The organism is Pseudomonas sp. NFX98, from assembly GCF_047784845.1.
Classification (GTDB): Bacteria; Pseudomonadota; Gammaproteobacteria; order Pseudomonadales; family Pseudomonadaceae; genus Aquipseudomonas.
The window spans coordinates 141,077-154,826 of record NZ_JBLNNF010000012.1; the positions used below are offsets into that span (position 1 = coordinate 141,077).

The window sequence follows — 13,750 nt, forward strand, 5'->3', positions numbered from 1 at the left end:
GCGACCAGACGCTGACTTATCCACACGTAGGTGGCTCATCGACCAAGAAGAATCACCGTTTTATACGCAAAAAAGACGACCAATGGTCTGTGTATAAGCTCTGTGGATAACCGTGGTTAAGCTCATTGCACAACTGGGGGTGAAACTCGGTGGATAACCTGCCTGTGGATAAACCGACCTTTCACACACAGGTTTTCCGACAGCGCAGCACAGGCTTAACACGGTTTTCCACTGTAGTTGTCATTCTCTGTACATCACGTAATCAAAGGGCTAGATGTACTTATCCACAGAAGAACGTGTCCCTAGCTTTTATAAGCTTTACAGAAAAGCTTTAAATACTTTCCTTCTTTATTTTTATATTTAGCGAATGACCGATGCCCGGCCAAAACGTCCGGAGATCTATTTATAAGGAAACGTTGGTTGGAAATTGACCTAGAGGCTTGCTTTCTCTAGAATCCCCGGTCTCTTAAAACGGGGGCCATTCCGGCCCGTTGTGGACGAACCAGGTAACACGACAATGAAACGTACTTTCCAACCAAGCACTATCAAACGCGCTCGTACCCACGGTTTCCGTGCTCGCATGGCTACCAAGAACGGTCGTGCCGTTCTGTCGCGTCGTCGCGCCAAAGGTCGTGCGCGTCTGGCAGTTTGATAAGCCGGCACTGGAGGTGAGTCAGGACTTCAGTCGGGAAAAGCGTCTGCTTACCCCCCGGCATTTCAAGGCAGTCTTTGACTCCCCTACCGGCAAGGTTCCGGGGAAAAATCTCCTGCTCCTTGCGCGCAACAACGATCTTGATCACCCCCGTCTCGGGTTGGTTATCGGGAAAAAGAGCGTAAAGCTCTCCGTCGAGCGCAATCGCCTCAAACGTCTGATGCGCGAATCGTTTCGCCTGAACCAGGATTTACTGGTCGGCTGGGACATTGTTATCGTCGCGCGCAAAGGTTTGGGGGACGTAGAAAACCCCGAATTGATTCAGCATTTCGGCAAACTCTGGAAGCGTCTGGCACGCAGCACGCCGGTACCAGCAGTCAAAACCGAAACTGTAGGGGTAGACAGTCCAGATGCGTAAACTGGCACTCGTTCCGATCCAGTTTTACCGCTATGCCATTAGTCCCCTGATGGCCAGTCACTGTCGTTTCTACCCCAGTTGTTCCTGCTACGCGTTGGAAGCCATCGAAAATCATGGCCTTCTACGCGGTGGCTGGCTGACCTTTCGTCGTTTAGGTCGCTGTCATCCGTGGAATCCCGGTGGTTATGACCCGGTTCCACCTATCCCTACCTCCCGTTCTTCTTCGATGGCCGAGTAATCATGGATATCAAACGCACGATCCTGATCGTCGCCCTGGCAATCGTGTCCTACGTTATGGTTCTTAAATGGAACCAGGACTATGGCCAGGCTGCCTTGCCGACTCAGAATGTTGCTTCCAGTACGACCGCCCCGGGCCTCCCGGATACGGCAACTGGCAATAAAGCGTCCGTCAGTGACGACATTCCACACGCCGCAAACGATACCAGCGCACCTGCCGAAACTCCGGTAGCGGCGAGCACCGACCTCATCCAGATCAAAACGGATGTGCTCGATCTGGCCATCGATCCACAAGGTGGTGATGTTGCACAGCTGAAACTGCCGCTGTATCCACGTCGCCAGGACCATCCGGAAATTCCGTTCCAGTTGTTCGACAACGGCAACGAGCGCACTTATCTGGCTCAGAGTGGCTTGATCGGCACCAACGGCCCGGACGCAAGTCCTGCCGGTCGTCCGGTTTACTCCTCGGAGAAGAAAATTTATCAACTGGCTGACGGCCAAGACCAATTGGTCGTGGACCTGAAGTTCAGCAAGGACGGCGTCAACTACATCAAGCGTTTCACCCTGAAACGTGGTTTGTATGACGTAACCGTTTCCTACCTGATCGACAACCAGAGCGCTCAGCCCTGGTCCGGTGCAATGTTCGCGCAATTGAAGCGTGACGCCAGCTCCGATCCTTCTTCCAGCACCGCCACCGGGACCGCGACTTACCTGGGCGCCGCCCTGTGGACAAGTTCGGAGCCGTACAAGAAAGTGTCCATGAAGGACATGGACAAGGCCGCGCTGAAAGAAACCGTCACCGGTGGTTGGGTTGCCTGGCTGCAACACTACTTCGTGACTGCGTGGATTCCGGAAAAGGGCGAGAACAATGTCGTCCAGACCCGTAAAGACAGCAAAGGCAACTACATTATCGGCTACACCGGCCCTTCACTGACCGTTGCGCCGGGTGCCAAGGCTGAAACCAGCGCCATTCTGTACGCCGGTCCGAAAAGCCAGGCGGTGCTGAAAGAGTTGTCCCCAGGTCTGGAACTGACTGTCGACTACGGCATTCTGTGGTTCATCGCTCAACCGATCTTCTGGTTGTTGCAACATATTCACGCTCTTGTGGGTAACTGGGGCTGGTCGATCATCTTCCTGACCATGCTGATCAAAGGGATCTTCTTCCCGCTGTCGGCTGCCAGCTACAAATCCATGGCGCGCATGCGTGCAGTGGCGCCGAAACTGGCCGCGCTGAAAGAGCAACATGGCGACGACCGGCAGAAAATGTCGCAAGCCATGATGGAGCTGTACAAGAAAGAGAAGATCAATCCGCTGGGTGGTTGCTTGCCAATCCTCGTGCAGATGCCGGTTTTCCTGTCCTTGTACTGGGTTCTGCTGGAAAGCGTTGAAATGCGTCAAGCGCCGTTCATGCTGTGGATCACTGACCTGTCGATCAAGGATCCGTTCTTCATTCTGCCGATCATCATGGGCGCAACCATGTTCATCCAGCAGCAGCTGAACCCGACTCCTCCGGATCCGATGCAAGCGAAGGTCATGAAAATGATGCCAATCATCTTCACCTTCTTCTTCCTGTGGTTCCCGGCCGGTCTGGTGCTGTACTGGGTAGTGAACAACTGCCTGTCGATCGCACAACAGTGGTACATCACTCGTAAGATCGAAGCGGCTACCAAAGCAGCTGCCTGATTTACACTGTGGATAACCACTCAAAACGCCCCCTAGTGGGGCGTTTTGCTATCTGTCACTTTTGTATGGATACCGGTTTATGAGCGCTCCTCGTGAAACCATCGCCGCCGTCGCCACCGCTCAAGGTCGCGGCGGTGTCGGCATCGTTCGTATTTCCGGGCCGTTGGCCAGCGTTGCAGCCAAGGCCTTCAGCGGTCGCGAACTCAAGCCGCGTTTCGCTCACTACGGTCCGTTCCTCGGTGAAAACGACGAGGTGCTCGATCAAGGCATCGCATTGTATTTTCCTGGACCCAATTCCTTTACCGGCGAAGATGTATTGGAATTACAGGGTCATGGCGGTCCGATCGTCCTGGATATGTTGCTTCAACGCTGCCTTGGACTGGGTTGCCGTCTCGCCCGACCGGGGGAATTCAGTGAACGTGCATTTCTCAATGACAAACTCGACCTGGCGCAGGCCGAAGCCATCGCCGACCTGATCGAAGCCAGCTCTGCACAGGCAGCCCGAAATGCACTGCGCTCCTTGCAAGGCGCATTTTCCACACGTGTGCATAACCTCACGGAGCAACTGATCGGTCTGCGGATTTATGTCGAAGCCGCAATCGACTTTCCGGAAGAAGAAATCGACTTCCTCGCTGATGGCCACGTGCTCAGCATGCTCGACAAGGTTCGTGATGAGTTATCCACCGTCATGCGCGAAGCCGGGCAGGGTGCTTTGTTGCGCGATGGCATGACGGTGGTGATTACCGGCCGTCCGAATGCCGGCAAATCCAGTTTGCTCAATGCGCTGGCCGGGCGGGAAGCCGCGATTGTGACCGAGATTGCCGGCACGACCCGCGATGTCCTGCGCGAACATATCCACATTGACGGCATGCCGCTGCACGTCGTCGACACCGCTGGCTTACGTGACACCGATGATCATGTGGAAAAGATTGGCGTCGAACGGGCATTGAAAGCGATTGGCGAGGCCGATCGCGTGCTGTTGGTTGTGGATGCCACTGCTCCTGAAGCGCTTGACCCGTTCGCCTTGTGGCCGGAATTCCTCGAAACCCGTCCAGATCCTGCCAAAGTCACGCTTATCCGCAACAAGGCAGACCTTACGGGTGAAGCCATTGCTCTGGAAGTCAGCGAGGATGGTCATGTCACCATCAGCCTGAGCGCGAAGTCTGGCGGCGTTGGTCTTGAGCTACTGCGCGAACATCTGAAAGCCTGCATGGGTTATGAACAGACGTCCGAAAGCAGCTTCAGCGCACGCAGACGTCACCTGGAAGCCTTGCGCCATGCCAGCGACTCCCTGGAACACGGCCGTGCCCAACTGACCCAGGCCGGAGCCGGCGAACTGTTGGCCGAGGATCTGCGACAGGCACAGCAATCGCTGGGGGAAATCACCGGTGCATTTAGCTCCGATGACCTTTTGGGGCGAATTTTCTCCAGTTTCTGCATCGGTAAATAGTCCTTCCGCAGTTCCACAGACAGGCCTTTCGTGGCCTGTCTGCCTCCATCTTTCTGAAACCAGTACTCGAACGCTATGCGGATTCTGTCTGCCTGGCGTTTTTTTGTGTCCGGATTTTGTTCCCCTGGCGCTTTTCTGTGGATTAAGCCCTGTGAATAACCGCGGCTAAGGGCAGTTGATAACAGGGCCTTAAAACTGAACATAACTGCCTCTGTGGATAACCACCTCTTTCATCCACAGGCTTAGACCGGTTATCCAAGGGCCTCATTGGCACATGGTCACAGGGTTTTGAATCTCTGTACATATCGTAAATTAAGGCCTGTAGCAATCTATCCACAGAAATGTGCCTCAGTAGAAATAAACATAAAAACAAAGATTTAATAAATTTCTCTCTTTTTAATTTCTATAACCCCGACTTCTCCACAGCTGGTTAAATTTTGTGCAAAGGGTTCTTTAGGAAGGGCGAAGTCCCTATACTTGTCGACCAGGTCCAAAAACCTGAGCTCAAACTATTCCTGAATTACCTACTTAAGCAGGCACGAGGTGCGTGGTGGATTTCCCTTCCCGTTTTGAAGTGATCGTCATCGGCGGCGGTCATGCCGGTACCGAGGCAGCACTGGCCTCAGCACGTATGGGGGTGAAAACCCTGTTGCTGACGCATAACGTGGAAACCCTCGGCGCCATGAGTTGCAACCCGGCCATTGGCGGGATCGGCAAAAGCCACTTGGTCAAGGAAATCGATGCCCTTGGCGGCGCGATGGCCATCGCTACCGATAAAGGTGGCATCCAGTTTCGCGTATTGAACAGCCGCAAAGGCCCGGCCGTGCGGGCAACTCGCGCACAGGCAGACCGGGTTCTGTACAAGGCCGCTGTCCGCGAAATCCTGGAAAACCAACCGAACCTGTGGATATTTCAACAGGCCGCTGACGATCTGATCGTCGAGCAGGAACAAGTCCGTGGTGTTGTCACCCAAATGGGTCTGCGTTTCCTCGCCGATTCCGTGGTGTTGACCACCGGCACGTTCCTCGGTGGACTTATCCACATCGGTTTGCAGAATTTTTCCGGCGGTCGCGCCGGTGATCCACCGTCGATTGCCCTGGCTCACCGTTTGCGTGAATTACCACTGCGCGTGGGTCGCCTGAAAACCGGTACGCCGCCGCGTATTGATGCCCGGTCTGTGGATTTCTCGGTGATGACCGAGCAAGCGGGCGATACGCCGATTCCGGTCATGTCGTTCATGGGCTCCAAGGAGCAGCATCCGAAGCAAGTCAGCTGCTGGATTACCCACACGAATGCGCGCACCCACGAAATCATTGCCGCGAACCTCGATCGTTCGCCGATGTATTCCGCTGCCGGTGAGATCGAAGGCATCGGCCCGCGTTACTGCCCATCGATCGAAGACAAAATTCATCGCTTTGCCGACAAGGAAAGCCACCAGGTCTTCATCGAACCGGAAGGTTTGACGACAAACGAGCTGTACCCGAACGGGATATCCACAAGCTTGCCGTTCGACGTGCAATTGCTGATCGTGCAATCGATCCGCGGCATGGAGAACGCGCACATCGTGCGTCCGGGTTATGCGATCGAGTACGACTACTTCGATCCGCGCGACCTGAAATACAGCCTGGAAACCAAAGTCATCGGCGGTCTGTTCTTCGCCGGGCAAATCAACGGCACCACCGGTTACGAAGAAGCCGGCGCCCAGGGTTTGCTGGCCGGAACCAACGCCGCGCTGCGTGCACAGGGCAAAGACGCCTGGTGTCCGCGCCGCGATGAAGCGTATATCGGGGTGTTGGTCGACGACCTGATTACTCTCGGTACCCAAGAGCCGTACCGGATGTTCACCTCCCGCGCCGAATACCGTTTGATCCTGCGCGAAGACAACGCCGACCTGCGCTTGACCGAGAAAGGTCGCGAACTGGGGCTGGTGGATGATGCGCGCTGGGCGGCTTTCTGCAAAAAACGCGAAAGCATCGAGCTGGAAGAGCAGCGCCTGAAAAGCACCTGGGTCCGCCCGGGTACTGAGCAAGGCGATGCGATTTCCGAAAAATTCGGCACACCGCTGACCCACGAATACAACCTGCTCAACCTCTTGAGCCGTCCGGAAATCGACTACGATGGTCTGATCGCCGTGACCGGTGGGGGCGCAGAAGATCCACAGGTCGCCGAACAGGTCGAAATCAAGACCAAGTACGCCGGCTACATCGATCGTCAACAGGATGAAATCGCTCGTCTGCGCGCAAGTGAAGACACGAAATTGCCTGTGGATATCGATTACACAAACATTTCCGGACTCTCCAAAGAGATCCAGAGCAAGCTCGGTGCGACCCGTCCAGAGACATTGGGCCAGGCGTCGCGCATCCCGGGTGTTACGCCCGCAGCCATTTCGCTGTTGATGATTCATTTGAAAAAACGCGGCGCGGGCCGTCAGTTGGAGCAAAGCGCTTGAGTTCGTTGGTCACTTCGCAACACGCAGAAGAGTTATCCACAGGTGCCCGCCAGCTTGGTGTCACGCTGACAGAAACCCAGCACGCGCAGCTGCTGGGCTATCTGGCTCTGTTGATCAAATGGAACAAGGCTTACAACCTGACTGCGGTTCGTGATCCGGATGAAATGGTCTCTCGTCATTTGCTCGATAGTCTGAGCGTGATGTCGTTCATCGAAAACGGCCGTTGGCTGGATGTTGGCAGCGGTGGCGGCATGCCCGGCATCCCTCTGGCCATCCTGTTCCCTGCGTCCCAAGTGACCTGTCTGGACAGCAACGGCAAGAAAACCCGCTTCCTGACCCAGGTCAAACTCGAACTCAAACTGGATAACCTGCAAGTTATCCACAGTCGCGTCGAAGCGTTCCAGCCTGCGCAGCCGTTCAACGGGATCATCTCCCGGGCGTTCAGCAGCATGGAGAACTTCACCAACTGGACTCGCCACCTCGGCGACACCGATACGCGTTGGCTGGCAATGAAGGGCGTTCATCCCGCCGATGAGCTGGTAGCATTGCCGGCAGACTTCCACCTCGATAGCGAACACGCCCTGGCCGTACCCGGTTGCCAAGGCCAACGCCATCTGCTGATACTGCGCCGCACGGCATGATTGGGAACACAAGCAAGAATGGCTAAGGTATTCGCGATTGCGAACCAAAAGGGTGGTGTGGGCAAGACCACCACCTGCATCAACCTCGCAGCATCCCTCGTCGCCACCAAGCGCCGGGTGTTGTTGATTGATCTCGATCCACAGGGCAACGCCACCATGGGTAGCGGTGTGGATAAACACGGCCTGGAAAACTCGGTCTACGACCTGTTGATCGGTGAATGCGACCTGGCCCAGGCCATGCACTACTCCGAGCATGGTGGTTACCAGTTGTTGCCGGCCAACCGTGACCTGACGGCCGCGGAAGTGGTTCTGCTGGAAATGCAGATGAAGGAAAGCCGCTTGCGCAGTGCGCTGGCGCCGATCCGTGAAAACTACGATTACATTTTGATCGACTGCCCACCGTCGCTGTCGATGCTGACGTTGAACGCACTGGTTGCCGCCGACGGGGTAATTATCCCCATGCAGTGCGAGTACTTTGCACTCGAAGGCTTGAGCGACCTTGTGGATAACATCAAGCGTATCGCTGAATTGCTGAACCCGAACCTCAAGATCGAAGGTTTGTTGCGTACGATGTACGACCCGCGCCTGAGCCTGATGAACGATGTCTCGGCCCAGCTCAAGGAACACTTCGGCGAGCAACTCTACGATACCGTCATTCCACGCAACATCCGTCTGGCCGAAGCGCCTAGCTACGGCATGCCGGCGCTGGCGTACGACAAAGCATCGCGCGGCGCCGTTGCCTATCTGGCTCTGGCGGGCGAAATGGTTCGTCGTCAGCGCAAAAACTCACGCATCGCCGCTGCTCAGGCAACTTAAGGAATCCCCATGGCCGTCAAGAAACGAGGTCTCGGACGTGGACTGGATGCACTGCTGAGTGGTCCGACCGTCAGCTCGCTGGAAGAACAGGCGGCGCAAGCCGATCACCGTGAGCTGCAACACTTGCCCCTGGACTTGCTCCAGCGCGGCAAATACCAGCCGCGTCGCGATATGGATCCTCAGGCCCTCGAAGAGCTGGCACTGTCGATCAAGGCGCAAGGCGTGATGCAACCGATCGTGGTACGCCCGATTGGCGGTGGCCGCTTTGAAATCATTGCCGGTGAACGCCGCTGGCGCGCCAGTCAGCAGGCCGGGCAGGAAACCATCCCGGCGATGGTGCGCGATGTGCCGGATGAAACGGCCATTGCCATTGCGCTGATCGAGAACATCCAGCGCGAAGACCTCAACCCGATCGAAGAAGCCGTGGCCTTGCAGCGTTTGCAGCAGGAATTCCAGCTGACCCAGCAACAAGTGGCCGAAGCGGTGGGCAAGTCCCGAGTGACGGTAGCTAACCTGCTGCGCCTGATCTCCTTGCCGGAAGTCATCAAGACCATGTTGTCCCACGGCGACCTGGAAATGGGTCATGCCCGTGCTTTGCTCGGTTTGCCGGACAATCAACAGGTTGAAGGGGCGCGACATGTTGTCGCACGCGGGCTGACCGTGCGCCAAACTGAGGCACTGGTTCGCCAGTGGTTGAGTGGCAAACCGGAGCCTGTCGAACCCGCAAAACCAGACCCGGATATCGCCCGTCTGGAACAGCGCCTGGCCGAGCGCCTAGGCTCTGCGGTGCAGATCCGCCACGGTAAGAAGGGAAAAGGGCAGTTGGTGATTGGCTACAACTCCCTGGATGAGCTTCAAGGCGTACTCGCACATATCCGCTGAAACATTTCCTCATGTAGCGCGCAGTCGGAAATCACTACCTGACAGTTGAATAGGGGCAGAACCGCCCCTATACTCTGCGCGCATTTTGTCGGCACAAATTATGCCAAGTTAGTGAATTCTGGCAGCCGACCATTGGAGAGCAATAGTGATGGAAACCCGCACGCCAAACCGCTTGCCGTTCCATCGCCTGGCAGTTTTTCCGGTGTTGATGGCTCAATTCGTGGTCTTGGTCATTGCCGCTTTGGCGCTTTGGCAATGGCACGGAGTCGTTGCCGGATACTCGGGACTTTGCGGAGGCCTGATAGCCTTGCTGCCCAATGTTTATTTCGCTCACAGGGCATTTCGGTTTTCCGGCGCCCGAGCAGCCCAGTCCATCGTCCGGTCATTTTATGCCGGCGAGGCAGGGAAACTGATTTTGACGGCAGTGCTGTTTGCACTGGTGTTTGCAGGTGTGAAGCCATTGGCGCCGATTGCAGTATTCGGTGCCTTCGTGCTGACTCAGTCGGTCAGCTGGTTCGCTCCCCTGCTGATGAGAACAAGACTTTCGAGACCTTAGGGCGTTTGAGGCAACCATGGCAGAAACAACCGCTTCGGGCTATATCCAGCACCACTTGCAGAACCTGACCTTCGGTCAGCACCCTACCGGCGGCTGGGGCTTTGCCCACACCGCAGCAGAAGCCAAGGAAATGGGCTTCTGGGCTTTCCACGTCGATACCCTCGGCTGGTCGGTCGCATTGGGTCTGATCTTCATTCTTCTTTTCCGCATGGCGGCAAAGAAGGCGACTTCCGGTCAGCCAGGTGCTTTGCAGAACTTCGTTGAAGTTTTGGTCGAATTCGTCGATGGCAGCGTGAAAGACAGCTTCCATGGCCGTAGCCCGGTGATTGCACCGCTGGCACTGACCATCTTCGTCTGGGTGTTCCTGATGAACGCCGTCGACCTGGTACCGGTCGACTGGATTCCTCAGCTGGCCATCCTGATCTCCGGCGATGCACACATTCCGTTCCGCGCCGTGTCGACTACCGACCCGAACGCTACCTTGGGCATGGCCCTGTCGGTATTCGCGCTGATCATTTTCTATAGCATCAAGGTCAAGGGCATCGGCGGCTTCATCGGCGAACTGACCCTGCACCCGTTCGGCAGCAAGAACATCTTCGTTCAGGCCCTGCTGATCCCGGTGAACTTCCTGCTGGAATTCGTGACCCTGATCGCCAAGCCGATCTCCCTGGCCCTGCGTCTGTTCGGCAACATGTATGCCGGTGAGCTGGTCTTCATTCTGATTGCTGTGATGTTCGGCAGCGGTCTGCTCTGGCTGAGCGGCCTGGGCGTAGTTCTGCAGTGGGCGTGGGCTGTGTTCCACATCCTGATCATCACCCTGCAGGCGTTCATCTTCATGATGCTGACCATCGTTTACCTGTCGATGGCGCACGAAGAAAACCATTAAGACCAGTCTCGACTAGTCTGATGTCCTTCCCGGTAAAACGGGAAGGGGCTCCTGACGGGGCATCTGAAACGATTTGTTTTACCGCTTTAAATTAAAAAAACCTAAACCATACGACGTAAAAGTCGGGAGGAAAGATGGAAACTGTAGTTGGTCTAACCGCTATCGCTGTTGCACTGTTGATCGGCCTGGGCGCACTGGGTACCGCAATTGGTTTCGGCCTGCTGGGCGGCAAGTTCCTGGAAGGCGCAGCGCGTCAGCCAGAAATGGTTCCAATGCTGCAAGTTAAAATGTTCATCGTTGCCGGTCTGCTCGACGCCGTAACCATGATCGGTGTTGGTATCGCTCTGTTCTTCACCTTTGCGAACCCGTTCGTTGGTCAGATCGCTGGCTAATTACTCGGATCTTCCGGGTAATTTGGTGTGATGGACAACGTAACTGCGAGGTGTTGGCGTGAACATTAATGCGACCCTGATTGGCCAGTCCGTTGCGTTCCTGATTTTTGTACTGTTCTGCATGAAGTTCGTATGGCCTCCGGTCATCGCGGCACTGCACGAACGTCAAAAGAAGATCGCTGATGGTCTGGACGCTGCCAGCCGTGCAGCTCGCGACCTGGAGTTGGCCCAAGAGAAAGCGGGTCAGCAACTGCGCGAAGCGAAAGCTCAGGCAGCTGAAATCATCGAGCAAGCCAAGAAACGCGGTAATCAGATTGTTGAAGAGGCTGTTGAAAAAGCCCGTATCGACGCTGACCGTGTGAAGGTTCAGGCTCAAGCCGAGATCGAACAGGAACTGAACAGTGTCAAAGACGCGCTGCGTGCCCAAGTGGGCTTGCTGGCAGTCGGCGGCGCCGAGAAGATCCTGGGTGCCACAATCGATCAAAACGCGCACGCAGAGCTGGTTAACCAACTGGCTGCTGAAATCTAAGCGAGGGCGATCATGGCAGAACTGACCACGTTGGCCCGACCTTACGCTAAGGCGGCCTTCGAGCACGCTCAGGCCCACCAGCAACTGGCCAATTGGTCAGCCATGCTCGGCCTGGCTGCAGCGGTGTCGGAAGACGACACCATGCAGCGCGTGCTCAAGGCCCCGCGACTGACGAGCGCAGAAAAGGCCGCCACGTTCATTGACGTGTGCGGCGACAAGTTTGATGCCAAGGCACAGAACTTCATCCACGTCGTTGCCGAAAACGACCGTCTCCCGCTGTTGCCGGAGATCGCCGCTCTGTTTGACCTGTACAAGGCCGAACAAGAGAAGTCGGTAGACGTAGAAGTGACCAGTGCTTTCGCATTGAACCAAGAACAGCAAGACAAACTCGCCAAGGTTCTCAGTGCACGACTCAACCGGGAAGTGCGCCTGCAAGTTGCGGAGGACGCTGCCCTTATTGGTGGTGTCGTCATCCGCGCCGGCGACCTGGTTATCGATGGCTCGATTCGCGGCAAAATCGCGAAACTTGCCGAAGCATTGAAATCTTGAGTTTGAAGGGGCAGCAGAGCAATGCAGCAACTCAATCCTTCCGAAATAAGTGAAATTATCAAGGGCCGCATCGACAAGCTCGATGTGACCTCCCAAGCCCGTAACGAAGGCACTGTCGTCAGCGTATCTGACGGTATCGTGCGGATTCACGGTCTGGCCGACGTAATGTACGGCGAGATGATCGAGTTTCCGGGCGGCGTCTTCGGTATGGCCCTCAACCTGGAGCAAGACTCCGTAGGTGCCGTTGTATTGGGCGCATACCAGTCTCTGGCTGAAGGCATGAGCGCCAAATGCACCGGCCGCATCCTGGAAGTTCCGGTTGGTAAGGAACTGCTGGGTCGCGTAGTCGACGCACTGGGTAACCCTGTTGACGGCAAAGGTCCACTGGGCAACACCGAGACCGACGCGGTCGAGAAAGTTGCTCCAGGCGTGATCTGGCGTAAGTCGGTAGACCAGCCTGTACAGACTGGCTACAAGGCTGTCGATGCCATGATTCCTGTCGGCCGTGGCCAGCGTGAGCTGATCATCGGTGACCGTCAGATCGGTAAAACCGCTCTGGCGATCGACGCGATCATCAACCAGAAGAACAGCGGCATTTTCTGCGTCTACGTAGCAATCGGTCAGAAACAATCGACCATCGCCAACGTGGTTCGCAAGCTGGAAGAAAACGGCGCCCTGGCCAACACGATCATCGTGGCTGCCAGTGCTTCGGAATCTCCTGCGCTGCAATTCCTGGCACCGTACTCCGGTTGCACCATGGGTGAATTCTTCCGCGACCGCGGTGAAGACGCGCTGATCGTTTATGACGATCTGTCCAAGCAAGCAGTGGCTTACCGCCAGATTTCCCTGTTGCTGCGCCGTCCACCAGGCCGTGAAGCTTACCCAGGCGACGTGTTCTATCTCCACTCCCGTCTGCTGGAGCGCGCATCCCGCGTTTCGGAAGAATACGTAGAGAAGTTCACCAACGGCGCAGTGACCGGCAAAACCGGTTCCCTGACCGCACTGCCGATCATCGAAACCCAGGCTGGCGACGTTTCCGCGTTCGTTCCGACCAACGTGATTTCCATCACCGACGGTCAGATCTTCCTGGAATCGGCCATGTTCAACTCGGGCATCCGCCCTGCAGTGAACGCCGGTGTTTCGGTATCCCGTGTGGGTGGTGCCGCTCAGACCAAGATCATCAAGAAGCTGTCCGGTGGTATCCGTACCGCTCTGGCTCAGTACCGTGAACTGGCGGCATTCGCCCAGTTCGCTTCTGACCTGGACGAAGCGACCCGTAAGCAACTTGAGCATGGTCAGCGCGTTACCGAGCTGATGAAGCAGAAGCAATACGCTCCAATGTCGATCGCTGACATGGCGCTGTCGCTGTATGCCGCTGAGCGTGGGTTCCTGACTGACGTTGAAATCGCCAAGATCGGCAGCTTCGAGCAAGCGCTGATTGCTTTCTTCAACCGCGATCACGCCGATTTGATGGCGAAGATCAACGTGAAGGGTGACTTCAATGACGAAATCGATGCTGGCATGAAAGCCGGTATCGAGAAGTTCAAGGCCACCCAAACCTGGTAAGCCGCAGCGGGAGCCTAGCGGCTCCCGCTTGCTAACCTGATAGG

At 56.2% G+C, this 13,750-nt stretch carries 15 protein-coding genes; all 15 read left to right on the forward strand.

From position 1 onward, the window contains the following. The first annotated feature begins 517 nt into the window (after positions 1 to 517). The 15 genes from rpmH to atpA all read left to right on the forward strand — a co-directional run bounded on the left by rpmH (position 518) and on the right by atpA (position 13,706). A complete protein-coding gene (rpmH, locus tag ACM110_RS17645; RefSeq protein ID WP_003213577.1) occupies positions 518 to 652 on the forward strand; it encodes a 50S ribosomal protein L34 in 135 nt (44 codons plus the stop codon). Positions 653 to 668: 16 nt separating this feature from the next. Beyond that, positions 669 to 1,070 carry a ribonuclease P protein component gene (gene rnpA, locus ACM110_RS17650; protein ID WP_197677877.1) on the forward strand — a complete coding sequence of 134 codons (402 nt, stop codon included), beginning with the start codon at positions 669 to 671 and terminating at the stop codon, positions 1,068 to 1,070. Further along, complete coding sequence (yidD, locus tag ACM110_RS17655) at positions 1,063 to 1,308, forward strand: membrane protein insertion efficiency factor YidD (protein ID WP_010207715.1); 246 nt, start codon at positions 1,063 to 1,065, stop codon at positions 1,306 to 1,308. The genes rnpA and yidD overlap by 8 nt, the downstream gene beginning before the upstream one ends. Positions 1,309 to 1,310: 2 nt before the next feature. After that, positions 1,311 to 2,990, forward strand: coding sequence for a membrane protein insertase YidC (yidC, locus tag ACM110_RS17660; protein ID WP_338583961.1), 1,680 nt, complete (start codon positions 1,311 to 1,313; stop codon positions 2,988 to 2,990). Between the two features lie 79 nt (positions 2,991 to 3,069). Then, the gene (mnmE, locus tag ACM110_RS17665; protein ID WP_416128774.1) at positions 3,070 to 4,440 is read left to right on the forward strand and encodes a tRNA uridine-5-carboxymethylaminomethyl(34) synthesis GTPase MnmE; all 1,371 of its coding nucleotides are present in this window, start codon (positions 3,070 to 3,072) and stop codon (positions 4,438 to 4,440) included. A gap of 550 nt (positions 4,441 to 4,990) precedes the next feature. Next, positions 4,991 to 6,889, forward strand: a complete 1,899-nt coding sequence (gene mnmG, locus ACM110_RS17670; protein ID WP_416128775.1) for a tRNA uridine-5-carboxymethylaminomethyl(34) synthesis enzyme MnmG — start codon at positions 4,991 to 4,993, stop codon at positions 6,887 to 6,889. Beyond that, the gene (rsmG, locus tag ACM110_RS17675; protein ID WP_416128776.1) at positions 6,886 to 7,530 is read left to right on the forward strand and encodes a 16S rRNA (guanine(527)-N(7))-methyltransferase RsmG; all 645 of its coding nucleotides are present in this window, start codon (positions 6,886 to 6,888) and stop codon (positions 7,528 to 7,530) included. The genes mnmG and rsmG overlap by 4 nt, the downstream gene beginning before the upstream one ends. An 18-nt stretch (positions 7,531 to 7,548) precedes the next feature. After that, complete coding sequence (locus ACM110_RS17680) at positions 7,549 to 8,346, forward strand: ParA family protein (protein WP_150702276.1); 798 nt, start codon at positions 7,549 to 7,551, stop codon at positions 8,344 to 8,346. A 9-nt stretch (positions 8,347 to 8,355) separates the two neighbouring features. Further along, the gene (locus ACM110_RS17685) at positions 8,356 to 9,228 is read left to right on the forward strand and encodes a ParB/RepB/Spo0J family partition protein (RefSeq protein WP_075946952.1); all 873 of its coding nucleotides are present in this window, start codon (positions 8,356 to 8,358) and stop codon (positions 9,226 to 9,228) included. Between the two features lie 148 nt (positions 9,229 to 9,376). Further along, a complete protein-coding gene (locus ACM110_RS17690; protein ID WP_416128777.1) occupies positions 9,377 to 9,784 on the forward strand; it encodes a F0F1 ATP synthase subunit I in 408 nt (135 codons plus the stop codon). A 16-nt stretch (positions 9,785 to 9,800) separates the two neighbouring features. Continuing rightward, positions 9,801 to 10,670, forward strand: a complete 870-nt coding sequence (gene atpB, locus ACM110_RS17695; RefSeq protein ID WP_416128778.1) for a F0F1 ATP synthase subunit A — start codon at positions 9,801 to 9,803, stop codon at positions 10,668 to 10,670. A gap of 134 nt (positions 10,671 to 10,804) precedes the next feature. Next, the gene (atpE, locus tag ACM110_RS17700; RefSeq protein WP_003097235.1) at positions 10,805 to 11,062 is read left to right on the forward strand and encodes a F0F1 ATP synthase subunit C; all 258 of its coding nucleotides are present in this window, start codon (positions 10,805 to 10,807) and stop codon (positions 11,060 to 11,062) included. Between the two features lie 58 nt (positions 11,063 to 11,120). Next, complete coding sequence (locus ACM110_RS17705; RefSeq protein WP_008064601.1) at positions 11,121 to 11,591, forward strand: F0F1 ATP synthase subunit B; 471 nt, start codon at positions 11,121 to 11,123, stop codon at positions 11,589 to 11,591. Between the two features lie 12 nt (positions 11,592 to 11,603). After that, positions 11,604 to 12,140, forward strand: a complete 537-nt coding sequence (locus tag ACM110_RS17710) for a F0F1 ATP synthase subunit delta (protein WP_008045680.1) — start codon at positions 11,604 to 11,606, stop codon at positions 12,138 to 12,140. A gap of 21 nt (positions 12,141 to 12,161) precedes the next feature. After that, positions 12,162 to 13,706, forward strand: coding sequence for a F0F1 ATP synthase subunit alpha (gene atpA / locus ACM110_RS17715; protein ID WP_030132553.1), 1,545 nt, complete (start codon positions 12,162 to 12,164; stop codon positions 13,704 to 13,706). Positions 13,707 to 13,750 lie beyond the last annotated feature (44 nt).